General features: G+C 37.6%; 27 protein-coding genes, 6 tRNA genes and 2 pseudogenes. 14 read left to right on the forward strand and 21 right to left on the reverse strand.

The window, feature by feature from the left end; all coding sequences use genetic code 11:
* Nucleotides 1–108 precede the first annotated feature (108 nt).
* From HMPREF9075_RS03860 to HMPREF9075_RS03920, 14 genes are all read left to right on the forward strand, one after another.
* Entirely contained in the window at nucleotides 109–588 is a 480-nt protein-coding gene (locus tag HMPREF9075_RS03860; protein ID WP_009415199.1) for a hypothetical protein, read from the forward strand.
* A 226-nt stretch (nucleotides 589–814) separates the two neighbouring features.
* Nucleotides 815–1,321: a hypothetical protein gene (locus HMPREF9075_RS03865; protein WP_009415201.1), complete on the forward strand. Its 507-nt coding sequence runs from the start codon at nucleotides 815–817 to the stop codon at nucleotides 1,319–1,321.
* Between the two features lie 220 nt (nucleotides 1,322–1,541).
* The gene (locus HMPREF9075_RS03870) at nucleotides 1,542–2,063 is read left to right on the forward strand and encodes a hypothetical protein (protein WP_009415202.1); all 522 of its coding nucleotides are present in this window, start codon (nucleotides 1,542–1,544) and stop codon (nucleotides 2,061–2,063) included.
* 254 nt (nucleotides 2,064–2,317) lie between these two features.
* Nucleotides 2,318–2,752, forward strand: coding sequence for a hypothetical protein (locus HMPREF9075_RS03875; protein ID WP_009415203.1), 435 nt, complete (start codon nucleotides 2,318–2,320; stop codon nucleotides 2,750–2,752).
* A 317-nt stretch (nucleotides 2,753–3,069) separates the two neighbouring features.
* Nucleotides 3,070–3,651: a hypothetical protein gene (locus HMPREF9075_RS03880; RefSeq protein ID WP_009415205.1), complete on the forward strand. Its 582-nt coding sequence runs from the start codon at nucleotides 3,070–3,072 to the stop codon at nucleotides 3,649–3,651.
* 6 nt (nucleotides 3,652–3,657) lie between these two features.
* Complete coding sequence (locus HMPREF9075_RS03885) at nucleotides 3,658–4,194, forward strand: hypothetical protein (protein ID WP_009415206.1); 537 nt, start codon at nucleotides 3,658–3,660, stop codon at nucleotides 4,192–4,194.
* 248 nt (nucleotides 4,195–4,442) lie between these two features.
* Entirely contained in the window at nucleotides 4,443–5,561 is a 1,119-nt protein-coding gene (locus HMPREF9075_RS03890) for an Mrp/NBP35 family ATP-binding protein (protein WP_009415208.1), read from the forward strand.
* An 11-nt stretch (nucleotides 5,562–5,572) separates the two neighbouring features.
* Nucleotides 5,573–5,743, forward strand: a complete 171-nt coding sequence (locus HMPREF9075_RS03895; RefSeq protein WP_009415209.1) for a hypothetical protein — start codon at nucleotides 5,573–5,575, stop codon at nucleotides 5,741–5,743.
* On the forward strand, nucleotides 5,713–5,865 hold the full coding sequence (locus tag HMPREF9075_RS13465) for a hypothetical protein (protein ID WP_232305052.1): 153 nt from the start codon (nucleotides 5,713–5,715) through the stop codon (nucleotides 5,863–5,865). The genes HMPREF9075_RS03895 and HMPREF9075_RS13465 overlap by 31 nt, the downstream gene beginning before the upstream one ends.
* Before the next feature lie 15 nt (nucleotides 5,866–5,880).
* Nucleotides 5,881–6,117: a NifU family protein gene (locus HMPREF9075_RS03900; protein ID WP_009415211.1), complete on the forward strand. Its 237-nt coding sequence runs from the start codon at nucleotides 5,881–5,883 to the stop codon at nucleotides 6,115–6,117.
* Nucleotides 6,118–6,139: 22 nt separating this feature from the next.
* Nucleotides 6,140–6,622, forward strand: coding sequence for a hypothetical protein (locus HMPREF9075_RS03905; RefSeq protein WP_009415212.1), 483 nt, complete (start codon nucleotides 6,140–6,142; stop codon nucleotides 6,620–6,622).
* 27 nt (nucleotides 6,623–6,649) lie between these two features.
* Nucleotides 6,650–7,366, forward strand: a complete 717-nt coding sequence (locus HMPREF9075_RS03910; protein ID WP_009415213.1) for a pyridoxine 5'-phosphate synthase — start codon at nucleotides 6,650–6,652, stop codon at nucleotides 7,364–7,366.
* Nucleotides 7,367–7,399: 33 nt separating this feature from the next.
* Nucleotides 7,400–8,425 carry a class 1 fructose-bisphosphatase gene (gene fbp, locus HMPREF9075_RS03915; protein ID WP_009415214.1) on the forward strand — a complete coding sequence of 342 codons (1,026 nt, stop codon included), beginning with the start codon at nucleotides 7,400–7,402 and terminating at the stop codon, nucleotides 8,423–8,425.
* Nucleotides 8,426–8,527: 102 nt separating this feature from the next.
* Nucleotides 8,528–8,600: transfer RNA gene (locus tag HMPREF9075_RS03920), tRNA-Phe, on the forward strand.
* A gap of 85 nt (nucleotides 8,601–8,685) precedes the next feature.
* Here HMPREF9075_RS03920 and HMPREF9075_RS03925 read toward each other — a convergent pair.
* The 21 genes and pseudogenes from HMPREF9075_RS03925 to HMPREF9075_RS04020 all read right to left on the reverse strand — a co-directional run bounded on the left by HMPREF9075_RS03925 (nucleotide 8,686) and on the right by HMPREF9075_RS04020 (nucleotide 26,021).
* Nucleotides 8,686–10,860 carry a family 65 glycosyl hydrolase domain-containing protein gene (locus HMPREF9075_RS03925; protein WP_009415215.1) on the reverse strand — a complete coding sequence of 725 codons (2,175 nt, stop codon included), beginning with the start codon at nucleotides 10,858–10,860 and terminating at the stop codon, nucleotides 8,686–8,688.
* A gap of 42 nt (nucleotides 10,861–10,902) precedes the next feature.
* Nucleotides 10,903–11,367 carry a hypothetical protein gene (locus HMPREF9075_RS03930; RefSeq protein WP_009415216.1) on the reverse strand — a complete coding sequence of 155 codons (465 nt, stop codon included), beginning with the start codon at nucleotides 11,365–11,367 and terminating at the stop codon, nucleotides 10,903–10,905.
* Between the two features lie 200 nt (nucleotides 11,368–11,567).
* Nucleotides 11,568–13,826, reverse strand: a complete 2,259-nt coding sequence (locus HMPREF9075_RS03935) for an aconitate hydratase (protein ID WP_009415217.1) — start codon at nucleotides 13,824–13,826, stop codon at nucleotides 11,568–11,570.
* Between the two features lie 360 nt (nucleotides 13,827–14,186).
* Nucleotides 14,187–14,257, reverse strand: a tRNA-Trp gene (locus HMPREF9075_RS03940).
* Between the two features lie 74 nt (nucleotides 14,258–14,331).
* Nucleotides 14,332–15,519: an elongation factor Tu gene (gene tuf, locus HMPREF9075_RS03945; RefSeq protein ID WP_009415218.1), complete on the reverse strand. Its 1,188-nt coding sequence runs from the start codon at nucleotides 15,517–15,519 to the stop codon at nucleotides 14,332–14,334.
* A gap of 68 nt (nucleotides 15,520–15,587) precedes the next feature.
* Nucleotides 15,588–15,659 (reverse strand) — tRNA-Thr (locus HMPREF9075_RS03950).
* Between the two features lie 11 nt (nucleotides 15,660–15,670).
* Nucleotides 15,671–15,743: transfer RNA gene (locus HMPREF9075_RS03955), tRNA-Gly, on the reverse strand.
* 26 nt (nucleotides 15,744–15,769) lie between these two features.
* A tRNA-Tyr gene (locus HMPREF9075_RS03960) sits at nucleotides 15,770–15,852 on the reverse strand.
* A 75-nt stretch (nucleotides 15,853–15,927) separates the two neighbouring features.
* Nucleotides 15,928–16,001: transfer RNA gene (locus tag HMPREF9075_RS03965), tRNA-Thr, on the reverse strand.
* Nucleotides 16,002–16,171: 170 nt separating this feature from the next.
* The gene (locus HMPREF9075_RS03970) at nucleotides 16,172–17,722 is read right to left on the reverse strand and encodes a DUF4301 family protein (RefSeq protein WP_009415219.1); all 1,551 of its coding nucleotides are present in this window, start codon (nucleotides 17,720–17,722) and stop codon (nucleotides 16,172–16,174) included.
* Between the two features lie 57 nt (nucleotides 17,723–17,779).
* Complete coding sequence (locus HMPREF9075_RS03975) at nucleotides 17,780–18,379, reverse strand: hypothetical protein (RefSeq protein ID WP_009415220.1); 600 nt, start codon at nucleotides 18,377–18,379, stop codon at nucleotides 17,780–17,782.
* A complete protein-coding gene (locus tag HMPREF9075_RS03980; RefSeq protein ID WP_009415221.1) occupies nucleotides 18,376–18,717 on the reverse strand; it encodes a hypothetical protein in 342 nt (113 codons plus the stop codon). Before HMPREF9075_RS03980 ends, HMPREF9075_RS03975 begins: the two co-directional genes overlap by 4 nt.
* Entirely contained in the window at nucleotides 18,710–19,480 is a 771-nt protein-coding gene (locus HMPREF9075_RS03985; RefSeq protein ID WP_009415222.1) for a hypothetical protein, read from the reverse strand. The genes HMPREF9075_RS03980 and HMPREF9075_RS03985 overlap by 8 nt, the downstream gene beginning before the upstream one ends.
* Nucleotides 19,481–19,606: 126 nt before the next feature.
* Nucleotides 19,607–20,371 carry a hypothetical protein gene (locus HMPREF9075_RS03990; RefSeq protein WP_009415223.1) on the reverse strand — a complete coding sequence of 255 codons (765 nt, stop codon included), beginning with the start codon at nucleotides 20,369–20,371 and terminating at the stop codon, nucleotides 19,607–19,609.
* 14 nt (nucleotides 20,372–20,385) lie between these two features.
* Nucleotides 20,386–20,676: pseudogene (locus tag HMPREF9075_RS03995) on the reverse strand (BRO family protein); the annotation flags it as partial.
* Nucleotides 20,677–20,832 carry a hypothetical protein gene (locus HMPREF9075_RS13135; protein ID WP_232305053.1) on the reverse strand — a complete coding sequence of 52 codons (156 nt, stop codon included), beginning with the start codon at nucleotides 20,830–20,832 and terminating at the stop codon, nucleotides 20,677–20,679.
* Nucleotides 20,833–21,009: 177 nt separating this feature from the next.
* Nucleotides 21,010–21,168: pseudogene (locus tag HMPREF9075_RS12805) on the reverse strand (Uma2 family endonuclease); the annotation flags it as partial.
* A gap of 253 nt (nucleotides 21,169–21,421) precedes the next feature.
* Nucleotides 21,422–22,702 (reverse strand): histidine-type phosphatase, encoded by a 1,281-nt coding sequence (locus HMPREF9075_RS04005; RefSeq protein WP_009415227.1) that lies wholly within the window; start codon nucleotides 22,700–22,702, stop codon nucleotides 21,422–21,424.
* A gap of 47 nt (nucleotides 22,703–22,749) precedes the next feature.
* Nucleotides 22,750–23,991 carry a porin gene (locus tag HMPREF9075_RS04010; protein WP_009415228.1) on the reverse strand — a complete coding sequence of 414 codons (1,242 nt, stop codon included), beginning with the start codon at nucleotides 23,989–23,991 and terminating at the stop codon, nucleotides 22,750–22,752.
* 8 nt (nucleotides 23,992–23,999) lie between these two features.
* Nucleotides 24,000–24,776 carry a phosphatase PAP2 family protein gene (locus HMPREF9075_RS04015; protein WP_009415229.1) on the reverse strand — a complete coding sequence of 259 codons (777 nt, stop codon included), beginning with the start codon at nucleotides 24,774–24,776 and terminating at the stop codon, nucleotides 24,000–24,002.
* A gap of 135 nt (nucleotides 24,777–24,911) precedes the next feature.
* Entirely contained in the window at nucleotides 24,912–26,021 is a 1,110-nt protein-coding gene (locus HMPREF9075_RS04020) for a beta-ketoacyl synthase N-terminal-like domain-containing protein (protein WP_009415230.1), read from the reverse strand.
* Nucleotides 26,022–26,125 lie beyond the last annotated feature (104 nt).

Below are 26,125 nucleotides of genomic sequence, written 5' to 3' on the forward strand. Positions count from 1 at the left end.
GGTACGAGCTGCAAGCTCGCACCAGCGGGGGGGAGATATTAAAACTATTTTTTTAACGAAAGAGCAGTTTGAAGGTAATTATTATGGTTATATAAAAATGAAATAACTATGAAATGTGTATATTTATTGAGTGCGGTTGCCTTATTATACTCTTGTAAAACAATAAAAACAAGTAACTGTAGTCCTTATAATATCATCGAAATAACTCATTGGGGGACAAATGAAATAGACAAAGAGGATTTTATTTTGTATGAATATGACACTCTTAATGTCTTTCTAAAAACAATAGGTATAAATGAAATAAGGGTATACAATAAGACAACTGACCCTGACTATTATGGTTCGATGAGAATCTTTTTAAAAACATCTTTATGTCCTGATAAGAGTTATAAATTAATTATATCAGACTCTTTGCAATACAATATTCAAGAAATGGATATGATTAGTTTTTATAAAAGGGCAATGTTATCAAAAGTTCATTATAGGGGTATTAAATCATATAAAATAAATAATATTAAACTTTCTCCAAAAGAAGCTCATGTTATTTATTTTAATAAAAACTTAGCCATTCCTTATAAGAAAGAATAATTATTAAAATATTAAAAGTAAAATGACAAAAAGAATACTATACATATTGAGTAGTGCTTTACTACTATCCTGCTCGGCAAGTCGCTATCCTTATCATTACCCTAGCGATGCTTTTAGCAAATAATATGGCACAAGGCTTTTGTTCGTGGTTTATCTTACAACATTTACGAGGCTATAGACCTTTTATTACGATAATGGAAAAAGAACAAACCTTAAAATTTAAGATATGATAAAATTTGTATTGATGATATTTTTAGTTTTTGGGATTACTTCTTGTAGTGATTTCAATCCCAATAAACCTACAACTTTTTGTCAAATAGAGGATATTGTTTATGTGGTTAATAATGTTCCTAATGACACTTTACTATTAAAAAAAGAGATTGAAAAATTAATTTTTCAATCTCAATATTTAGATAGTTTAAAGAAAAAGGAGGAAAAAGAAAAAGTATTTTTATTTTATAAAGGAGATAAATATTTAACTTGCAATTTTAAAGAAGGGGAACCTTATAAAATAGTACCTAAGCATATAACTTTGGATACAATTCAAGATTTGAGAAATCATACAGAAATTGCACGGATTCGTTTTACTCAATCGGTTTCTAAGGTTTGGTATTATAATTATTGGCTACGTTCTTCCAAAGAGTATGATTTAGTTGAAAATTCAAAAAGGTTAAAGTTCAAGGACATAGATTCTCTATTTAGAGCAAAACAAAAAGAGTATGGTATTAAATAATATAAGGCTTTTATTCATGATTTATTTTGCAACATTTGTCATATCCTGAAATAGGTTTACACTAAAAACTTTGACAAACTCTGAAAGTTTGCCAAAGGGTGCAGCGCATTTTGAATTGTGAATTCTGAATTGTGAATTCTGAATTCTGAATTGGGTACGAGCTGTAAGCTCGCGCCAGCGGGGGGAAGAGATCGTAGTTTAACTTTTAATTACTAAGCAAATGAAATTTTACTTGTTATTAATATTATTATTGCTCTTTTTCTGTTCTATCAAAGAACAAAAAAACATAGTGAAAAATAATGAAAAAACCATAGAAAAAATATGGGAAAACAATGAAAATGAAATTCTGAAAATTGAATATTTTTATGTGAAACCTGACATTCCTATAAATGTTGGTAAAGTAGCATTAGAGATAGTTGAAATTACTAAAAATAGATATCTAATCTATAAAGAAAATTATAATGAGGGCGTTCAGCTTAAAAATTCCATCATAGTGGATATACCTTTCAATGCAGATAGTCTATTTTCATCAATACCTAAAGCATATCTCAATAATGCTAAAGCATATCCTTTTTTAAATTTTAAAAATATCTATAATCGTCAATATGAACGTTTCTATATTTTTAGGCAGAAAGATACTATTGTATGGAATATTAAATACCAACTGCTCCCTGAAGATTTCATTTTTTACAAAAATTTTCAAGAACTTAGATTTGAACAATTAAGAAATAAGAAAAAATAAATGTCATATCCTGAAATAGGTTTACACTAAAAACTTTGACAAACTCTGAAAGTTTGCCAAAGGGTGCAGCGCATTTTGAATTGTGAATTCTGAATTGTGAATTCTGAATTCTGAATTGGGTACGAGCTGCAAGCTTGCGCCAGCGGGGGAAATCAGAAAGAGAAGAGCAACAAAAAATAGAAAAACAACATAGGATAGATGAATGGGTTGAAGAGGAACAACAAAAAATGTGGAGAAGCCCTAAATTTTAAAATATGAGAAAAATAATTTTAATTATTATGGTAATGTTTTTATTTTCCTGTCAGGAAGAAAAAAAAATGGAATTTATACATTCCAAAGCTATTAAAAGCCTTTTTTTAATAAAAAATCCTCCAAGTAGTGATTCTTTATTAAAAAAAGAAATAAGTCTTTTCCTAATAGAAAGTTATAAAAAAATGGAGGAGGGAGGAAGCTATAAAATGTTTTATAGATATACTGGTAATACGAAAGATTTTATAAAAAGTGAAAGACCCGGTGGGTATTTTAGAGAATATTTAGACTACTATCCACAAGATGAATTAGCAGTATTTTTAGTTTCAAAATGCAAAACAGATACCACAAAATTAGTTGGAAAGTTAATTTTTTATGGGAATGATGGTAGTGAATATGGCTTAACCAAAATAGATACACTTATTTATCATTGTAAATAAATACGGAGTAACTTTATGGGATCACTTTGGGTGTCATATCCTGAAATAGGTTTACACTAAAAACTTTGACAAACTCTGAAAGTTTGCCAAAGGGTGCAGCGCATTTTGAATTGTGAATTTTGAATTCTGAATTTTGAATTGTGGGACGGGTGGGACAAGTAGGACAAATGGGACAAATGAGACAGGTAGGACGGGGAGAGAATTTTGAATTGGGCACAAGCTACAAGCTTGCGCCAGCGGGAGGACTAAAAAAGTTGTGAATACCTATAAGGATCTATATGACGGAATAATATTTTATCGTTTTAAACATTAGTTTTATGAGAATGTGTATTTATATAGTAATCTTAATTCTTATATCTTGTCAAGAATATAAGAAACAAAAAAATGATGATAGATATATAGTTTTTAACTTATATATAGGGAAGAATTTAGCTTCACATTCTATAACATTAGATTTTAAGGACAAATCTGTATTTGTTCATAATATAATAAATGAAGCTAACTTTGACCAATTTGTGGAAGTAGAAGTAGTAGAAGGGACTTTACCTAAAGAAGCTATTAAACAGAAGAATGATAGAATTGATTATAATACTATTTATGAGTTAGGATTCATAGCTGATAATAAGATGACCACTGATACAAATGTCTTATTTGAAAAAATAGATTCTATCCTTCAAAATGGGGTTCCTTTTTCTTGTAAAAGGTCTCAACCTGCTCCTGATGAATATGTTTATATGTCATTTAATTATTTTGAAGGTAATAAGCGGGTGTATTACTGTTTTAATCCTACGGGAAAAGAATGGGATATTTTTTATTTAGTGAGAGATTTCAATATGAAAAATGACACTATAAATAGAGATAAATGGCTATCATTCTTTAATATAGGAGGACCTAAATAATTAAGTATGCAAAAATATATTCTTATAATTCTTCTCTTTCTTATTTCTTGTAAAGGAGAAGTACCTCAAAAACACATTGATAATAGGATTATTGTATTTAACATGTTTGTAGCTAATGGAAAGATTATGCCTTTCTCTATTATTTTAAATTTTAACGATCAATCCATATTTTTACATAATATAAAAGATGATAGAAAATCCTTATATAATAACAATAATCAATATATTCTTAATAGAGAAGATGCTCTAAAAGATTGTATATTGACTAAAAATACAGCGCATCTATTTTCAGAAATAGATTCTATTCTGAAGACAATAGATATTAATAATATAAAAAACAATTACTCTGAAAATGAAATTATATATGCTGACTATATTTCTATGTCATTTTATCTTCTTAAAGATAATAAACAAATTTATCATTCATTTCTCCCCGAGAGCGGCAAGGAATGGCATATTCTTAATTTAACACAGGATTATATTATAAAAAACGACACTGTAAACGCAGATAAATGGAAGTTATTCTGTCATATCCTGAAATAGGTTTACACTAAAAAGAATTTTGAATTTTGAATTTTGAATTGTGGGACGGGTGGGACAAATGGGACAGGTAGGACGGGGAGAGAATTTTGAATTGGGCACAAGCTACAAGCTTGCGACAGCGGGGGTACAAGCTGCAAGCTCACACCAGCGGGGCGTTGTAAAGAATTAATCATTAATCATTGATTATTAAACATTATTTTGTATCTTTGCCCCAAAATCAAATTTAATAATAATTTTATAATTAAAAAATGACTATCCAGAAAAAAGATGTTTTACAAGCACTTACTAAAATTACAGTACCTGGTGATGGGAAAAATATGGTTGATAGTGGTGCTGTTCAAAATATTGTAATCTTTGGCGACGAAGTGGTAGTGGATGTGGTTATCGGCAACCCTAGTATGCAAGCCAAAAAACGCACTGAAGTGGAAATAATGAAGGCGATTCACGCTGAAGTACACGAAAAGGCAAAAGTAGTTGTAAACGTGAAAGTTGTTGTGCCTGAAGTGCCTGAAGTGAAAGGTAAGGCTATCCCTGGTATACAAAATTGTATCGCAATTGCTTCGGGCAAAGGGGGCGTGGGCAAAAGTACGGTAACGGCTAACTTGGCAACGACTTTGGCTAAAATGGGTTTCAAAGTGGGCTTACTGGATGCGGATATTTATGGTCCGTCGATGCCTATAATGTTTGATGTTGCTGGCGAACGCCCTGAATCGATTACTATTGCGGGGCAATCGTTTATGAAGCCTATTGAAAATTACGGTGTAAAAATGCTTTCAATAGGTTTTTTTACGAACGCTAATCAGGCGGTAATATGGCGTGGTGCAATGGCTTCAAAGGCTTTGAACCAAATGATTTTTGATGCTTATTGGGGTGAACTGGACTTTCTGCTTATTGACTTACCTCCTGGAACGGGTGATATTCACTTGAGCCTAATGCAAGCACTGCCTATTACGGGTGCTGTCATAGTAAGTACGCCACAAAAAGTGGCTCTTGCTGATGCTAGACGGGGTGTGGCGATGTTTCAACAAGAAAGTATCAACGTGCCTGTACTGGGTATTGTTGAAAATATGGCTTACTTTACTCCGGAAGAGTTACCTAACAATAAATACTACATCTTTGGCAAAGAAGGTGCTAAAAATCTTGCTACTGACCTAAACGTTCCTTTCTTGGGTGAAATACCTCTTGTACAAGGTATTCGCGAGGCGGGTGATAACGGTAGACCTATTGCTTTGCAAGAAGATAGTCCGCAAGCAATCGCTTTTAAGGCTTTGGCACAGAACGTGGTGAGGGCTGTTGTGGAACGCAATGAGAGTTTGCCGCCTTCGGAGGCTATCAGAATCACTACTACGGCTGGATGTAGTTCATAAATAATTTGCAAATGGAAACACTTATTGTAGAAACCCAAAAAATAACAAAAGGAGCTTTAAAAGCTATCAAAGAGGGCTTAGAAGATGAAAAAAGAGGTGCTTTTGTACCTCACGATAGGGTTATGAAGAGCGCTAAAGAGCTTATAGCACAATGGGAGAAACAGAAGAGTTGCGTGAAGTAATAATATTACATAATTTTTCTATTTTTTATAAACTAATTGAAGAACATAAAGAAATTCGTTTCATTGCTTTTTGGGATAATAGAAATGATCCTGATAAGTTGGATTTAGACGATGATTTTTAATAATAAAAGGAATTAATGAATTCAGAAGAATTAAAAGAACAAGTATTAAAGGCTTTGGCTGAAATACGCCCTTATTTGCAAAATGACGGGGGGGATATATCTTTGGTGGATATTGAAGATGGTCGCATAGTAAAAGTGCGCTTAGAGGGTACTTGTATGAATTGTGCTGTAAATCAGCTTACCCTAAAGAGTGGTGTTGAAATGACTGTAAAGGAATTTGCACCTCAAATAGAACAGGTAATAAGTGTTTAACCGATACTAGCAAGACTATAAAATGAAGTTACCTACAAAAGAATATTGGAAAGAGAAATGGCTTAGTAAATATAGGCTGATAGTGATGGACGATAGCACTTATGAAGAGAAGAGTTCATTTAGGCTAAGTAGGCTAAATATATTTGTATTTGGCTCATTATTTGCGATAATACTCATTGCTTTCACAACTTTATTTATTATTTATAGTCCGCTGCGACAATATATTTTAGGTTATTCGGTAGTAGAAAACAAGCGTGAAACGCTAAATTTGCTTTTCAAGTTGGATTCATTGGAAAAGAAGATGCAGGATAATGACAAGTATCTTGCTTCGCTAAAGAGGGTATTGGTGGGGGATATAAAACCTGAAGCTCATTCTAAAGATACTGCGAGTTTTCACATCAGCGACCCTAAATACGACCCTAAAGCTTACCGAGTAACACCCAGCGCCCAAGACTCTCTCTTGCGGCGTGAAGTGGAAGCTGAAGAAGCTGAAAATAGGAAATAAAAGATAGTAATAAAATTCAAGGATTAGATGACAAAACTAAGTGTAAATATCAATAAAATAGCGACTTTGCGGAATGCTCGCGGTGGTAATATGCCTAACTTATTGCAGGTAGCTGCGGATATACAGCGTTTTGGTGCTGAGGGTATTACTATACATCCGCGTCCTGATGAACGCCATATTCGCTATAACGATGCTACTGAGCTACTGCAGGTAGTAACGACAGAATATAATATTGAGGGTAACCCTATACCTAAATTTATAGACTTAGTGCTGCAAGTGCGCCCCACACAGGTAACTTTGGTGCCTGATGCTGAAGATGCTATAACTTCTAATGCGGGTTGGGATACTGTAAAACACCGCGCTTTCTTAACGGAAGTTATAAAGGAGTTTAAACGCAATGGGATACGTACTTCGGTATTTGTAGACCCGATAGAAGCAATGGTGGGTGGTGCTGCTGAAGTGGGTGCTGATAGGGTTGAACTTTACACTGAGGGCTACGCTCGTGAGTACGCTCTGGGCAATCCTTCTTCTATAGGGGCTTATATAAAAGCGGCTCTGGAGGCTGAAAGGGTAGGATTGGGACTGAATGCTGGGCACGACCTTAGCTTAGACAATTTGAAATACTTCAACGATAATATTCCTAATCTTTTAGAGGTATCAATAGGGCACGCACTGATTTGCGAGTCGTTGTATTTAGGTTTGGAAAATGTAATACAACTTTATTTGAGGCGCTTGGGCAAATAGTATTGAAATCATAAACATTAACATAACAATACAATGAAAACACACCAAACTTTAGGAGAGTTCATCATTCAGAATCAGAAGGACTTTCAACATTCTACAGGGGAATTTTCCCGCTTATTGAGTGCTATTAAGCTTGCATCGAAGCTTGTGAACCGCGAGGTGAATAAGGCTGGGCTTGTAGAGGATATTCTTGGCGATATGGGTCAGGAAAACGTACAGGGCGAAGTGCAAAAGAAATTGGATGTTTTTGCCAATGAATTGTTTATTCGCGCACTTACGCAGCGTGATGTGGTATGTGGTATTGCATCGGAAGAAAATGAGTTTTTTATTCCTATTAATGCCTCAGAACACAGCCCTAACAGCAAATATGTTGTGCTTATAGACCCGCTTGACGGCTCGAGCAATGCGGATGTGAATGTAACAGTAGGGACTATATTTTCTATTTACAAACGGGTTACGCCTGTAGGTACGCCTGTGCAATTAGAAGACTTTTTGCAAGAGGGCAAGAAGCAGGTGGCTGCGGGTTATGTAGTATACGGGCTTTCTACAATGCTAGTGTACACCACAGGGCACGGGGTGAATGGCTTTACTCTTGACCCTTCGATAGGTACGTATTACTTGTCTCACCCTAATATGACGTATCCTAAAGATGGGAATATCTATTCTATCAACGAAGGGAATTACGTACATTTCCCACAAGGGGTAAAAGACTATTTGAAATACTGCCAAGCTCTGGAAGAGGATAGACCATATACTTCACGTTATATAGGTTCATTGGTTTCGGATTTTCATAGAAATATGCTGAAAGGGGGTATTTATATTTATCCGTCGGGGACTCGTACTCCGCAAGGCAAATTGCGTTTGTTGTATGAGTGTAATCCTATGGCTTTTTTAACAGAACAGGCAGGAGGAAAGGCTTCGGATGGGTATATGCGCATAATGGATATTAAGCCTACGAAGCTTCATCAGCGGGTGCCTTTCTTCTGTGGTTCGGAAAATATGGTGAAAAAAGCGGAAGAATTTATGGCGAAACATCCAGAAGATAAGCCTGAATATTAATGAGTTATAAAATAGTAGATAAAAAACCTGCAAAATTTTTGAGAAAAATTTTGCAGGTTTAAAAAAAAGTACTACTTTTGCACTCGGAAAAATGAAACAACTGGTACCTTAGCTCAGTTGGTAGAGCAAAGGACTGAAAATCCTTGTGTCCCTGGTTCGATTCCTGGAGGTACCACGAGATCTTCTTCATAGAGGAAATTTTTCATATTTTTAAGGATTAGGAATTGCAATAACCTCAGCATTCGCTGAGGTTATTGTTTTTATAAAATTGTTACCGTATGGTGCGTAGGTAATACTTCTACTTTATAGACTTTCGACCGAAAGAAGACTTTGAAACTATAACGTTGCCAAGTTGGCGGTATTTGTGGGGCAAAGGTAAGTTTATCAGCCTCTACTTGTAAGCCTCCAAATCCTTCTACGATTGACAACCAAGTGCCTGCCATTGAGGTAATGTGCAGTCCCTCGTGTACTTCTTTGTTATAATCGTCTAAATCGAGGCGGGCAGTGCGCAAATAGAGTTGATACGCCTCATCTATCATACCTAATTTGGCAGCTAATATGCTGTGTACACACGGAGATAATGATGACTCGTGGACGGTAAACTGACTGTAAAAATCGTAGTGCTTTTGTAGGGCTTCTTTGCTAAAATGATTTTGGAAGAAATAGAAGCCTTGTAGCGTATCGGCTTGCTTGATGTAGGGCGAGCGGAGGATTCTGTCCCACGACCAATGTTGGTTGATAGGTCGCTCCTGAGGAGATAATGCTGTTGTGGGCTTCAGTTCTTTATCTAAGAAGCCGTCTTGCTGCAAATAAATACCGTATTTTTCGGAATAAGGGAGATAAATATTATCAGCAATATGCAGCCATTGCTTACACTCATCGGCTGAGGCTTGTGTGGTGTGCGTGTTATTGACTTGCTCGGCAGCATAGCGCAAACACCAAGCTGCTATATAATTGGTATAAAAGTTATTATTAACGTTATTTTCGTACTCATTAGGTCCTGTAACCCCTAAGATAACGTACTTTTCTTTTTCGGCTGAAAAACTGACTCTTTGTGCCCAAAAACGCGCTATACCAATAAGTACTTCTATACCATAATCTTTTATATAATCGCTGTCGCCTGTATAGCGCACATAGTTGTAGATAGCAAAGGCAATAGCTCCGTTGCGGTGTATCTCTTCAAAGGTGATTTCCCACTCATTATGGCATTCTTCACCATTCATTGTTACCATTGGGTAAAGTGCTGCGCCTTGCGAAAAACCGAGTTTTTGGGCATTGGCAATGGCTTGCGGCAATTGTTTGTAGCGGTATAGCAACAAATTGCGTGCTACTTGAGGAGATTTGGTAGCCATATAGAAAGGCAAACAATAGGCTTCGGTGTCCCAATAGGTGCTACCGCCATATTTTTCGCCTGTAAATCCTTTGGGTCCTATATTGAGTTGTGAGTGTTTCCCTGAATAGGTTTGGTTCAGCTGGAAGATGTTGAACCTGATAGCTTGTTGTGCTTTTACATCACCGTCTATCTCAATATCTGCAGTTTCCCATATCGCTGCCCAATCTTCTTTTTGCTGCTGTAGGAGGGTTGTGAAGTCTATATTTTCATTTAGTAGTGCAAATGTGTTTTCGGCTAATAGTGCATTTTCGGTATTGCTTTCGGCAGTAACATAGCCGCCTATTTTTTCAATAACTAATGTATCTCCTTTCTTTACATTTACTTCGTATTGCTTGCTGATGTAATTATCGGCAGTGTGTGTAGTGGCTTGTGTTGCTACAGGTTGCTGATTTACAGCAAGGGCATTCTGCATAAAAGTACATACCTTGAATTTTGTTTTTTTGGTTTCGGCTATAATTGCGGCACGGTTACCCTGATGGGTGATTGCAAGGGTGTTCCAGAAGTGTTCGTCCCAATTGGCATCGTTGTTTTTCACACCGCTATCGAGGTAGCTTTCTATTTGCAATTGGGCATCGGCGGTGAGGGGAGTAATTTGGTAATGCAACGCACCCATAGCATCGTGGCGCAATGAAAGCAGCCGTTGTACTTTTACCTGTACTTGCTGCTCATTGGGCAAGGTAGCGGTAAAAGAACGCTCGTACCAACCTTCTTTCATATTGAGCTGCCGGCGGAAATCTTTCACCTCTATACAAGTATTTAAATCGAGGGGGCAATTATTGATGCTGATATTGATACCCAACCAGCTGGGGGCATTTAGTACTTTGGCAAAATATTCGGGATAGCCATTTTTCCACCAGCCTACTTTGGTTTTATCGGGGTAATAAACGCCCCCTATGTAACTGCCTTGAAAGGTTTCGCCTGTATATTGTTCTTCAAAATTGGCTCGGCATCCCATAGCACCATTGCCGAGACTGAAAAGGCTTTCGTGCTTGGTAACTTGCTTGGGGTCAAACCCTTGTACTATAATATTCCATTTTTCCATTGCGATATGTTTTTGTTAGTTGTTGATACTTCAATCTAACGACTATTTTTTTACATCCATACGATAGCTGCGGTGGCAAGCTACGCAGTTGCCAAGTAGTGCGGTTACTTGTTGTTGGGTAACTTTGGGGTCAAAATTCTTTTCGGCACTATTGGCAATTTCATCAAACTTGCCGTGTGTGTCGAAGCCTATGGTTTTGAAGCCTATAGGGATAGAAGCGATGAGCCCTGCGGGGGCGTGGTCGGCAACAGAGCCGCCAGAGGCACGAGCAGCTTCTACAATCAAAGAAGGGTCGTTTTGTTCAATCCCCAAATTGATTTGGTGTAGTGCTTCTACAAAGGTGCGCATTTCGCCCATTACAAAATCGCGGTTTGCTTGAGTTACAATCACACTCACGCGGGGGTCACCTTCAATTACTTGTGTGTTGCCTACGAATAATTTGCGCACCAACAAGACATTGGCAGCCAACGATAGCACTAAGAGGACTATAAAAATAATTTTTTTCATAAAGGTATATTTTTTAATATTGTTTGTAGTTGCAAAGGTAATAAAAATGAGGAGATTTGGCAATATATAACAGTAAAAAATATCAGAATTAGGCGTAGAAAAAGAGAGAAAATGGAGCTGGTTTTGGAGATAACTGCATAAAAAAATTGCCGGTGAGTGCATTGTCTCATCGGCAAAATTGTATTATCAATAGATTTTTATTAGCTTGCACTTATCAAGTTTAGTGCGCTACCTGCTCTAAACCACGCTATTTGCGAGTCGTTATAAGTATGGTTACAAGCAATTACATCTTTAGAACCATCTTTATGTACAAATTCCAAGTGAAGTGGTTTGTTAGGAGCAAAGCTGGTAAGATCTAAAAAGTTGATAGTGTCATCTTCTTGAATTTTGTCGTAATCAGCCTCATTGGCGAATGTAAGAGCGAGCATACCTTGTTTTTTAAGGTTTGTTTCGTGTATGCGAGCAAACGATTTCACCAGTACAGCTTTTACACCTAAGTGACGAGGTTCCATAGCAGCGTGTTCGCGCGATGAGCCTTCGCCGTAATTTTGGTCGCCTACTACTACCGAAGGCACGCCTGCTGCTTTGTAGGCGCGTTGCACTTTAGGCACTTCGTCATATTCGCCCGTTAATTGGTTTTTTACGGCATTTGTTTTGCCATTAAAGGCATTTACTGCCCCGATGAGCATATTGTTGGAAATATTGTCTAAATGCCCTCTAAAACGCAACCAAGGACCTGCCATCGAGATATGGTCGGTAGTACATTTGCCTTGCGCTTTGATGAGCAGTTTAGCCCCTGTAATATTTTTCCCGTCCCAAGCAGGGAAAGGAGCCAACAATTGCAAGCGGTTAGAAGTAGGCGATACAACCACTTGCACACCACTACCATCGGCTGCAGGAGCTTGGTAACCTGGGTCGTCTACAGCAAATCCTTTGGTAGGCAGCTCTTCACCATAAGGAGGTTTAAATTTCACTTCCTCGCCTTTGTCGTTGGTGAGCGTATCGGTAATAGGGTTAAAATCCAATCTACCGGCAATAGCCAAAGCAGCTACCATTTCGGGCGAAGTAACAAAAGCGTGTGTATTAGGGTTGCCGTCAGCACGTTTCGAGAAGTTGCGATTGAAAGAATGTACAATTGTATTTTTCTCTTGCTTTTCAGCACCCTCTCTGTCCCACTGACCGATACAAGGGCCACAAGCATTGGTAAATACTTTAGTACCTAATTTTTCAAATACATCAATGATACCATCGCGCTGAATAGTATAGCGTATTTGTTCCGAACCAGGGTTGATACCAAAAGCAGCTTTAGGTGTTACCCCCATTTCTACCGCCTGTTTTACTACCGATACCGCACGGCTCAAATCTTCGTACGATGAGTTAGTACAAGAGCCTATGAGCCCCCATTCTACTTTTAGAGGCCAATCGTTTTCGCGAGCCACCTTCTTCATTTCAGAAACAGGAGTACCCCTATCAGGAGTAAAAGGCCCATTGATGTAAGGTTCAAGCGTATCGAGGTTGATGCGTATCAGCTCATCAAAGTACTGTTCAGGGTCAGCATATACTTCAGGGTCAGCAGTTAGGCAATCCGCTACTTTATCGGCAGCTTCTACCACCTCTTCTCGCCCTGTAGCGCGCAAATAGCGGCGCATAGAGTCGTCATAACCAAAAGTAGAAGTAGTAGCCCCTATTTCAGCACCCATATTGCAAATGCTACCCTTACCTGTACAAGACAACGATTTAGCACCCTCACCAAAATACTCTACGATAGCCCCCGTACCGCCTTTTACGGTAAGAATATCAGCTACTTTCAAGATTACGTCTTTAGGAGCTGTCCAGCCATTAAGTTTTCCTGTAAGTTCCACGCCTATGAGTTTCGGAAATTTCAGCTCCCAAGGCATTCCAGCCATCACATCTACCGCATCGGCACCCCCTACCCCAATGGCAAGCATTCCCAAACCACCAGCATTTACAGTGTGTGAGTCGGTACCAATCATCATTCCCCCTGGGAAAGCATAATTTTCCAATACTATCTGGTGAATAATTCCCGCTCCTGGTTTCCAAAATCCGATACCATATTTATTAGATACCGATGAAAGAAAGTCAAAAACCTCTTTAGATTGTTCTTTAGCTACCTTCAAGTCGGTTTCAGCACCTACTTTAGCTTGAATAAGGTGATCGCAGTGCACAGTAGTAGGCACAGCTACCTTAGGCTTCCCTGCGTGCATAAACTGCAAAAGAGCCATCTGCGCTGTAGCATCTTGGCAAGCAATACGGTCAGGAGCAAAATCTACATAATCTTTAGCTCTGCCAAAAGTCCTAGTAGGCATACCATCCCAAAGATGTGTATAGAGAATCTTTTCAGCAAGCGTTAGCGGTCTTCCCACTATTTCACGGGCTTTTTTCACTCGTTCAGGCATACGCTCATATACCTTTTTAATCATTTCAATATCAAAAGCCATATTCTTTAGTTTTTAGTTAATTACATTTTCATTTTGTACTGCAAATATACGAAATAAATAATTACTAAAAAACATTTTAACATAAAAACATTATAACTGAAATAATCACTGAAAATTAAGAATTTTATAAGAATTAAAATATAGAATAAAGAAAGATGCAGTATTGATAAAAAAGTAGTGCCTATTTTGCATTAATAGCAAAAAAACAGCTTATAGTTTTTACTAAAGAATACTAAAAATCAAGGAAATTTATATTCATTCCAAGTAATTAGCCGGTCAAAAAGTATCAGGAACAGCATTGTGCAAAAGTAAATAGAGAAAAGAGCCAGCTGCACAAAGCAACCAGCCCTTTTCCCCTCGCACGGGTGGAGGGATTCGAACCCCCATCAACGGTTTTGGAGACCGCTATTCTACCCTTGAACTACACCCGTATTTTAAAAAAGTTTTGAGCTTAAAATCACTCAAAACTTTTCTATAAATATTAATCTAAACTTTCTAATATAGATTAGTCAAGAATTTCTGTTACTTGTCCTGCACCTACGGTACGACCACCTTCACGGATAGCGAAACGAAGACCTACGTTCAATGCAATTGGTTGCAACAATTCTACTTCAATAGTTACGTTATCACCTGGCATAACCATTTCTACACCTGGTTGCAAGTGAATAGTACCTGTTACGTCAGTTGTACGTACGTAGAACTGAGGACGGTAGTTGTTGTGGAATGGAGTGTGACGTCCACCTTCTTCTTTTGAAAGGATATACACCTCAGCTTTAAATTTAGCGTGTGGAGTTACAGATCCTGGTTTGCAGATTACCATACCACGTTTGATATCTTTTTTGTCGATACCACGAAGTAGCAAACCTACGTTATCACCAGCCTCACCACGGTCAAGGATTTTGCGGAACATTTCAACCCCTGTAATAGTAGAAGTCAATTTTTCAGCACCCATACCGATGATTTCAACAGCCTCACCTGTTTTAGCTACACCAGTTTCGATACGTCCTGTTGCAACAGTACCACGACCTGTAATAGTAAACACGTCTTCGATAGGCATCAAGAATGGTTTATCTACGTCACGAGTAGGAAGCTCTATATAGCTATCTACAGCATCCATAAGAGCCAATACAGTGTCTACCCATTTCTTTTCTCCGTTAAGAGCACCAAGAGCAGAACCTTGTATGATTGGAGTGTTATCACCATCATATTGGTAAGAGCTCAATAGCTCACGCATTTCAAGTTCTACCAACTCTAATAGTTCTGGGTCATCAACCATATCCACTTTGTTCATAAATACAACAATACGTGGAATACCTACTTGGCGACCAAGAAGAATGTGCTCACGTGTTTGTGGCATAGGACCATCAGTTGCAGCAACTACAAGAATAGCACCATCCATTTGCGCAGCACCAGTAATCATATTCTTTACATAGTCCGCGTGACCAGGACAGTCTACGTGCGCATAGTGGCGTGTTTTAGTTTGATATTCTACGTGTGATGTATTGATGGTAATACCACGTTCTTTTTCTTCAGGAGCGTTGTCAATAGAGTCAAAGCTACGTACTTCTGACAAACCAGCATCAGCCAATACTTTAGTAATAGCTGCTGTCAAAGTAGTTTTACCGTGGTCAACGTGTCCAATAGTACCAATATTCAAGTGCGGTTTGGAACGATCAAATGTTTCTTTTGCCATTTTCTAAAAAAATTTTAAATCTTAGTTATATAAATGAGTGTTTGATGTGTGTGCAAATACAATTACTGAGCTGATGACGAGATTTGAACTCGTGACCTCTTCCTTACCAAGGAAGTGCTCTACCCCTGAGCTACATCAGCAATAAAGAAAGAGCGGGAGACGAGGTTCGAACTCGCGACATTCAGCTTGGAAGGCTGACGCTCTACCAACTGAGCTACTCCCGCAAAAAAAATCTAATAAAATAAACTCGTGGGGAGAACAGGATTCGAACCTGTGAAGGTGAAAACCAGCAGATTTACAGTCTGCCCTCGTTGGCCGCTTGAGTATCTCCCCCCCTTTAATTATGATATAGCTAGAATAAAAAACAAAGTAAGCGTAGGTCGATCAGTACTTATTCTTACTCTTTTGAGCCGGCAGAGGGATTCGAACCCACGACCCCGAGATTACAAATCACGTGCTCTGGCCAACTGAGCTATGCCGGCGTTGCCTGTATCATTATTTCAGGGTGCAAAAGTATAACTATTTTTTTAACTGACAAATTTTTTATGACTTTTTTTTCATCTTTTTTCGCAATTTTATCGCAAATTATTGATTATCAGTATTTAATAATTATACGTTTTTTTGCCTAAAATAAGCATACAAGCCTCTTTTCCTATCCCTGATGGGTCTTCTTTAGCAAATCATTTACTACTTTTACAGGGTTAAAGGTAATAATAGGCACCTCAACAAACAAAGTTATCCACTTCGCCATAGAACCATTCCACAACCCTGGCAACTCCAATGCCTTAAGCGGTCTGCCCATATACGTCTTAGAAGTAATAAATGCCTGCTCAGGGTCTACATACTCTTGCAAATTATACTTTTCACCCTTGTAGTTTTTAGTACCACATACCAAATCCACAGGATTAAAATGAGTAGATTGCTCAAAAATCTCCTTTTGCTTAGGGTCTTTCATATCCACCTGTGCCGATTCAATAATCTGCAAACTCACCACACCATTAGCATCCTTCACCCAGAAAGGACCGCCCCCTGGTTCCCCCTCATTTTTCACCATACCACACACACGTATAGGACGATTAAGCTGCTCTTTCGCAAATTCAAGAGCGTATTGTCGGCGGAATTTATAAACGTAGTCAGGCACATTGATATTGATTTCTCGCAAGAAATCCAATATATGTTTTATTTCCTTTTTCTTAACTTTGTCGTTATCAATGCGGTGCAATATCCTAAATACCTCTTCTTGCACTTGCGAAAGCTTGCCAGCCAAAGCCTCTTTGTAAAACACCGTTTCATCAGTGTATTTTTTCACAACCACATTATCAATGTTTTTGATAAAGATAATATCAGCATCCACATCGTTTAAGTTGCTAAGTAGCGCACCGTGTCCTGCAGGACGGAACAACAAATTACCCTCTTCATCGCGGAAAAGCGCATTGTCTTCAGTAACCGAAATTGTATCAGTACTAGGCTTCTGATACGAAAAATCCACATCAAAATTAATATGGTAACGCTCTTCCAATTGTGGTTTTATATGATTCAGCTCCTTGTAAAAAGATTCAGTATGTTGTTCAGTAATAGTAAAATGCAAGTTAGCCTGCTCATCGTCCGATGCGTAAAGCACCGCCTCGCGGAAATGCTCTTCAAAAGGAGTCGTAATTTTTTCAGAATGACGATGAAAAGGTAGTAATCCCTTCGGCATATTGCCGTAGTTCAAACCATTTTCGCTCAGCAATACCGAAACAATAAGATGTTTCTGAGCATCTTCATTAAGGTTTACAAACTCAGGGTGATGTTTATCGATAAACTCTTTTAGCAACGGATAAAAAGCAAAACGTTCCAAGCCATCAAAAAAAGCACGTACTTCCTTATTACCCGTACGGTTCACGTATGCCACAAACGATTCCCTATCAGGCTCAAAGCCATCGCGGAAAGCAAAGAGCGATTTAAACATACGAGTAGCAGCCCCCGAAGCAGGCACAAACTTCACAATTTTATTGCCCTTTTTGCGTTTTTGGTAAATAGCAGCATATTTAGCCGCATCTTCTTTGGTTAATGGCAAGATACCGTCATCAATTACGGCAGCCTTTACCAACTGAATAGGAGGTACGCCTTGTTTAAAACGCGCTACTTGTGCATTGAGAGTAGCTTCGGTAATTCCTTTGCGCACCAATAGTTGGTGGTCTTTTTCGGTTAATTCATTCATAATATTTTTAATTTATTTTAGTCTTTAGCTATTAGCAAGTAGGCTATTGAAAAACTATCAATTCCGCTCCACTTTTTCTTGTACTCTTGTAAAATGAATAGAGAGTTTCAGTAGTAATATATAAAAGCCATAATTACTTAATGAAACAAGTCTCCTTTCTTTCAAGCTTTCTCTATCTATATAATTAATATCAAAGCTATTAGTATAATCGAAAAAAGCAACAGCTTCATCTAAGTTTTTGCTCTTCGGAAGATAAAAAGCATTGGTAATTTGTTGTTTTTTAAGGCTTTTAATATAATTAGTAACTCTGTCTTTAGGAAATCTTTGGCATAGTCCTTTTTCTAACTTTTCTAATAATATAATTTGCGAAAATAAAATACGTGTATTCCAAAGCCGTTTATTACTCAAATCCATATCGCAAGTGTTAGATATAGCCATACTTTGCGATAGTTTTGTACGAGTGTCAGGGAGGTTAAAAGCAGGAATATCTTTCAGACAATCGCCTTGGTAAAGAATATTATCATCTAAGCTATAATTACTATAAAATCTCTCATCAATATTGTTAGGAAAATCTTTTAAAGCCGAAAACAGCTGTTTAGCATCACTATCGCTTAGGTATTGTGGTAGATATTTTTTTATCTCTTCAAATGAGGTCATACTAAATCCCAAAAGTTTTCATTTATATATTGGTTAATGTCACTAAAATCTTGAGTGTTTGATAGCATCTCTGTTACTACATTAGTTAGTATTTTGCTATAATCTTCATTTTCTGAATATATACCAGTAGTAAGATTTTTATAGCTGTCTAACATTTCTAATTTAATATCTTTTTCCATATCAATATTTTCTTTTAGTGCATTAGCAGGGGTAAATATAGTAAAAGTAGTCCCTACAAACAATAATAGAGTATTAATATTGTTTGTTTTATAATTTAGAGTAGCAGAAGGAGCTGTAAACTCTTTTTTTGTATGAATAAATTCTATTTGATTAGTCATTTTCTAATAGATTTATTAGTTTATCCGATATCGTCCAATTAAAAATATTAAACATTTCCTTATTTACTTTTTTCAAAGTAGAAAGTGTTTCAGTTGTGCGAACCTCTTTACTTGTGATGTCTATTTCTATAAAAATATGATTGAGTTTTCCTTCTTCATTAGTAGGACTATTCACCCCATATTTCAAAATAAGCAAAGCTTTTTCATCAAGGTTAGCCATCGTAAGCGTTCTGTAATCATTTATCACTAACTGAGATTGATTAGGTTTCCTGATTTCAGTATTTATATACTCCTGATGTGCATAGTAAGAAAGGTTACTAAGCTCTTCCACCTCTTTCAGTTCCAAAATATTTAACTTGTTGAAATTAATGCCTTGAAAAGTATCAATTCTCAGTGAAGAAGCCAATTTAATAATCTTTTCTATAATAGGAATAATACTTTCAATTGATTGGTATTCACTACCATTTATCTTCAATACAAAAGAATCTTCCGTGAGTTGTAATAATGACTTATCCTTTTTGAAAATAAAGTATATCTCTTCCTCAGTGCCTTTATTTTCTATCACTTCATTAGTGTTTTGAAGATCAAAAACAAAGTTAAGTTTCTTTTCCAATTGAAAATCAGCAAACAAAGGAGAAATATATTCCTTTACCAAAGATTCTTTATCTTTTAATTCAATACGAGAAAATAAAAATTTTATTTCTATTTTACGCAAGAAATTATGCTTGTATATTTTATAAGTTGCTTCAGGAAACCCAAACATAGTATTTTTTTTTATGGCAAAATTAAAAAATAAATATCAATCAACAAATTATTAGTAGCTGTTTTTAGCTACAATCCCAAATAAAAAATCCCCTCCTCAAAGTTACAATTTCTCAAATCTTCAATGTTACTCTCTGAACTTCTTTATTTCGGCTTCGGTACAATCAAAAAAGTCAGCGACTTCTTTATCTTTTGCTTCATAATAATTTTCTTGTATTACATAGGTTATAGCTCCTGTGGTGAGGTCTTTTACCGCAAATACCCAAGCCGCTCTATCTTCTAATTGGTTATAAGCAAGTATCTTGAATTTTTTCAAGTGAAGTATATCAGTAGCATATTTCTCTATTTGTGCAGGTAATGGTGCTATACCCTTAGCCTCTACTTTCATTTTGTGCTTTCGGTTATACAATACGTTATCCTTTATACCGGTTACCAACAGATAGTTTTTAGCCTTTTCTTGATCTTCTTTTTCATTTTTTGAAGTGCTTTTCACTAAGAAGATTTTCTTATCTGAGACTTTGTATATGTAATAATCGGCGGTATCGTTATGCAACGTTTTGTTTTTCTTTTCGCAATCGCCATATTGCTCAAAAGTTAGGGCATTGAGGCGCACATACGAGGGGGCAATAAGCTCAAATGTTCCTGTTATAGAGGGGAAACAGTCGTTGCCACAAGGGGCAAAGTAAGATGATTTATATTGATTTTTGTCGTTCTTTTCAAATACCGTTGCATAACGAAAGCTTTCACGTCCTTCTCGAGTAAGCACAAGCAGGTTTTGATATTCCTCTTTGAAGTTACCGAACAGAGAAGCGGTTATCCATTCGCCTTCTAAAGGATTTTGTGCGTATATTGACGGCGCACATAGTAACAAGGTTATTAAAATATGTTTCATAGTTGTTTTTTTATAAGGGGTTCTTCTATAAGTTCTGCCTTGCGGGTTTGTATCGCAAAATAACTCTGAGCAAAAGCCACTTCCTCCTTTTTAGGGTCGCCATTCTGAGCAATGAGATAGCAAGCATAACGAGTAAGCATAAAATCCACTACTTCACGCTTACCTCCTTTACCAATCTCTATCATTTTCGTGAGGTCACGAAAATGATCATCTACATTGATTTGCTGCGACTTACACGAATCTACTGCCCTGTGTATCGCTACCAAAAAGTTCTCCCAACGGGCATAGCCTAATATAGTTTGCAATTAAGGCACTCCCCCAAATTTACTATCTGTAACAGCCAAGCCATCAGCTAATGATAGCCCAATGCGAATCACCTCCCGTTGGGTAATTGCTTCAAGATTTAAAACAAACTCTTCAATTTGTGTTTGTGTCGGAATCATAGTATTAAAATATTTCACTCAATTTGCCTTCTAAATAATTGTGAGCCTGTCCAAAAAGTCTTTAATAGTACTACTTCGGCATCTCCCCCCTTTTGAAGGGGGGAAGGGGGGATGTTAATAATCAATTAGTTACAAAAATATTCTATTTATTAATAACCTTGTTTTAAGCTAAAACAAAACTTTTTGGACACCCTCTTTTCTATACACTCTCTGATGATTGATAGAAGGTGCCGACATCCTAAAGACCTTCCCTTTCAGGAACTCCACGCGTTCTTCAAATTTCCACAGCAAGTACTCTGCATACGTATATAACCCATTGATAGGGTCTAACTGATTGATATTTGTTATAGACATTTTTCGCCGTTAGCCTTTAGTTGTTAGTTTTTTTTGACGAGACAAAGTTATAAATAAAAATACTAAAAAGCAAATTTTATTAGTATTTTTTTAAGAATAATTATTCTATAGCCTGCTTAATGCTAAAAAAGAGACTGTCCCAAAAAGTTAGTTTAAACTTTTAAGGACAGTCTTTTTTTATATCCTATACATCACTCAGATAATCAATTATTTTTCCTTGTATTGTAGATGCAAATTTCTTTTTGCTCTCATTTTATTTGATTTCCTCATAAGCGCGTATAGCCTTATCAAAACGATCGTTCACACTTTCAATAGAGTAAAGTCCATCAGGATTAGCTTTCAATCCTTTTAGTTTTAGTGAAAATACCACAGGTCGATTCTCTAAATTAAGTAATGTTACATTGCGAAGTTGTTCAGTAGTTTGATAAACAATATTTACTGCTACAAATTCCTTGCCCGCTTTATCCACCCATTTTTCAAATACCAATTTGCTACCTATGGGAGTCTTCTTTTCTATTGATTGTGGCAAGCTGTATTCTTCTACCTCCAAAGCCGCATTAACGCTCGCAATATTCGAATCGTGTCCACAAAGGAAAGTAAATTTGCGGTTTTTAGCATTCAGTTCGTCTTTCATATACACCAATAGCGGGTGAGCAACATTCACTGCCACTATAGGAGCGGTAAATAATACATCGCCATAAACGTCTTTCACCTTAGCAATTTTTTCCCACTCATCATTAGAAAGTTTTTGTCCAAAAGCAGCCTGCACAGGGTCAGTATCTTCATAATACTGAAGAATAAGCGCATCCGAAGCCGAATTAGCAAACTTTAGTGAGCCTTTCATATTAGGTTCATCGCCTTTTTCAAGTTTTAGCTGAGTATTGTAATCGTTGAAGGCACACACTTCACCCGATTTGCAAGCAGGTGAGTTTTTCAAGTCTAATACCCTTTCAATAAGCTGATAAGAATCTTTAAGACCTTCGTTGATGCCTACAATTCCTTTCTTGCCGCCCATAGCTGCAATTTCTTTCAATGCCTGAGCTTTAAAAGCCTCGCTGCTCTTGGTCAAGGCAGGAAAAAATACCGGATCCATCTTGCTAGGGGTAAAACGATGGTTGATATGCAAATTAGCTACAGGCATAAAACCCGATGAAAAATACTGCGCCGTAGCAATAGTGCGTTGCATACTATTAGCATAAAAATTTACCTCATCAACCGTAGGAACTGCGTTTTCTGTAAAAAGACCTTCATCAACAGTCCATTTGCGGAAAAACTGACCCATAATAGTTTCCAAAGCACCTCCTCGCAAGGTAAGTTCGCTGGGGGCTGCACTCCATTTTATCCACTGGTGAGGAGTCATTTTTTGCAACATACTACCATTTACTGATAGTGACGAACGAATATTGTGTCGGCTCAGTATCACCACTTCTTTCAGCTTGTATTGTTCTTTAAAAGCGTCTGAGCGTTGCAATTGTGCCATAGCCAATAGCGGGCACAAGAACAACAATGTTATATTTATAAAATTCTTTTTCATATAGTTTTATTTTTTTTAATTGGTTTCTCCTATACCATTCGCACCTCTTAGAATTTGATTTGCAAACGCGTTTCTATCAAATTCAAATTAGTATCCTCTCTACCTGCACGATAGCCCACAGCAGTATGCGAAGCGCGTACCCTCCAAATCATATACTTGTTCAGGTAATAGTTAAAAGTAAGTGAATAATCATTTAGCCTACCACCCAAAATACCTGCCTTGCGGTTAGAAAGGTCGGTATAGTTATAACCAGCCACCAATTCCATTGCTCCAGCTTTAGGCGTAGCAATACCACCATCGGCATCAGCATAAGTATACGGACTACCTTTGATGATAGTACGTACCATTGCGTAAGCACCACTCGCATCAAAAGCCTCAAAACCACTCTTTCTATTTACATTCACATAGTAATATTGAGCTTCTAATCCCCAACGATTTTTAGCCAACAATAATTCAGGTGAAAATTTATATAAGAAAGTAGCATTATCAATAAATGCTTGTTGCGCTGTTACCTTAGCAATACGAGTAGGGAAAGGCGTTTTTAGAGTATACGAGCTATGGTTAAGTTCGGCCTTTTTATTATAGCGTGGGGTTTCAAAAGCTCCTGAAATACCCACGTGAAAGATATTACCTTCATCGCGGCGAGGGCGGTACAATAGACGGCTCATCATACCCATACCTTGACTACCAGTTCCTGTGCCTTTAACTGCATCAATACTCGGAGTCTGTTTCATCGCTTCATTTTCAGCAAAAAGACTCAGCGTACCAAAGAATTTATCTTTCTGATGCATCAGCATAAGCCCTACAAGCCTGCCATTGAAAAATGCCTCATTACTTTGAGGTTCTTCCATCGATATCTTGAAAGACGAACTTGTAGCACTCTGCATACCAAACTGATGTACAAAATAACCCCCTCTGAGGAGCGTATGCTTGCTAAATCCGTATTCCATAAGAACATCTTTTACCGAAAGAGCGTTATAAGCATAGCCAATATCCACTTTTGCCTTCCAGTTGCCGTAGCGCACACCCAGCCCAGCACGTATATCGGGCATCGCAACCCCACTTACAAACTCATTGTGATATTTATTAGCCCCAAAAGCACCTCCATCTATGAGGATACGCCCCGCAGGTTTTATTTCTATTTTATCCTCTGTTTTAGGCGCTGCTATTTGTTGTAGAACCTCAGCAGGCATTGTCATAGGGGTAGGTTCTGCCTGTGGGGTTGTATTATCTTGTGCGTAGCCATAAGCCAAGCTTAATAAAGCTGCGCTAAATACCCACTTTTTCATAACATAAATTATTTTGTTGTGCGTTCACTCTTCTTTACCTTGCCTTTTTTTACAAGCTCAGCAAATTCCTTTTTAGCTTTTGCCAATTGCGCCATAAAAGCATCATTAGCGTGTAGGCGTGCTACTACAGCACTCGCTACAAGGCGTGCCGCATCCACATCACTTTGGAAGTGATATCCACATATAACCCTACTTTGCCCCATTTCGTAGCCGCGTTTCAAAATCTCATTTTGTCTATCCAGGTTTATTTCTGCAAGTACCAAGGCAGTAGCCCAGCCTATAGAAGTATGCCCTGAAGGGTATGACCCATTAGTAGAAAGGTCTTGTTGTTGCTCAGGGTTACAAGTAGTTTTTTCGTAAAATGCAAAAGGGCGTACCCTCATATAATGGTCTTTAGCCGCACGAGTAGCAAGGTCACCAGCATCTTCACGCATTTTCACCACCAAGGTAAAAATTTCAGGTGTTTCTTCTTTTGAAATCTTCACCCCAAAAGCTTCCGAAAAAGCATTAGGTACACCTGCCCCGTCCACACGAGCATCGCTCACCGCTTGCTCACCACGGACAGTACGGCGTTGCATCAAGCCCCATTGGTATTGTGCCTCATCGTTTAGGAAAAGCACACTCCCTGGTGATGGCGGAGGGGGCAATAGCTCAAGGCTATTCGCTACATCTCCTATTTGAAGAAAATAAACCTCAGGGCGTGTACGTACATCTCTAATCTTTTCTTGTGCAAAAGTAGCTACTGACGCTGCCAATAAAACTACTGATAAAAAAACTCTTTTCATTATATTTTGATATTAATTTATTATTTTCCTTTATATTACGAAAAAGTAAACTTATATACTCTTTTTCGGCACAAAGATATGAAGAAACAAAATAATATCAAAATTTTTTTCACATTTTTTTAACAATTAATTTACCTATTCATATATTTCTATTACTACAGCCGTATTGCTACCTCCAAAGCCTGAAGCCGTTTTTAGCAAATAACGCGTTTTTAAACATTTATTTTCTGCCAATACATTTATGTTATGCGAAACACCCAATCGCTCAAAATTTAAGCTCCTTAGTGCCATTCCTCGCTTTGCCAATGCTACCGAGAGAATACTCTCCAACAAACCCGAAGTACCCAAGGTATGTCCAAAATAACCTTTATAGCTATTCACAGGTGTATTGAGCAGCCCACTGCGCATCAGCGCAATGCTTTCCATTTCGTCATTGTAAAGCGTACCCGTACCGTGTGCATTGATAAGGTCTATCGCTTCAGGTTGCAAGCCAGCTTGTTGTAACACCGCTGCAATGCTTAGGTACAAACCTTCCCCTGTACGAGAAGGCCCCGATATATGATTAGCATCGTTTATAGAAGCTCCCCCCACAATTTTCGCTACAGCACCCTCACGCTCATTGCTAAGCCACAAAGCCGCAGTAGCTTCACCTAAGCTGATACCGTCTCTATTAGCATCATAAGGCTTGCAAGGGCTACTACTCATCGCCTGAAACGAATTAAAACCCGACAGCACAAAATCAGTAACTTCATCGCCAGCAACTATTAGCATACTATCGTACACCCCTGCCTCCAAAAGCCGAGAAGCTACCGAAAGTGCCATCACCCCCGATACGCAAGCATTACTCACAACCATAGGTGTAGTACGAATACCCAATACTTCTGCCAGCTCCTTTGCAGTATGCTGCAAAAAAGGCAAAGTATCACTCCCTTTTTCCAACGAACGTATATCACCTTTGGTAGTAGAAAGCAACAGACCTGTGCGTTCAGTAATGCGAATATCTTTCAGAAGAGGAGCTACTGCCACATAAAGAAGCCGTTGCAAGCGAGTCAAATAAGGATAACACATATAATCAGGATAAGCAGTAAGAGCATTTTCACTGAAAACCGACATCGGTACGTTTGCAAATCTACCTCTATCAGCCTGCAAGGCAATTCCCGTTTGCCCACTCAATACTACCTCCATAGTAGTCTCCAAATCCAATCCTAAAGGCGTTGTAATATTATATTGATGAATATATGACATTTTTAAATTTTTAATTAGCAGATGGTATAATTAAAAAAACTTATCCAAAAAGTCTTTAAAAGTACCACTGCGGTATCTCCCCCCTTTTTGAAGGAAGTCCGCGA

Origin of the sequence: Capnocytophaga sp. oral taxon 332 str. F0381 (genome assembly GCF_000318275.2) — a bacterium.
In the GTDB taxonomy this organism is placed as follows: domain Bacteria; phylum Bacteroidota; class Bacteroidia; order Flavobacteriales; family Flavobacteriaceae; genus Capnocytophaga; species Capnocytophaga bilenii.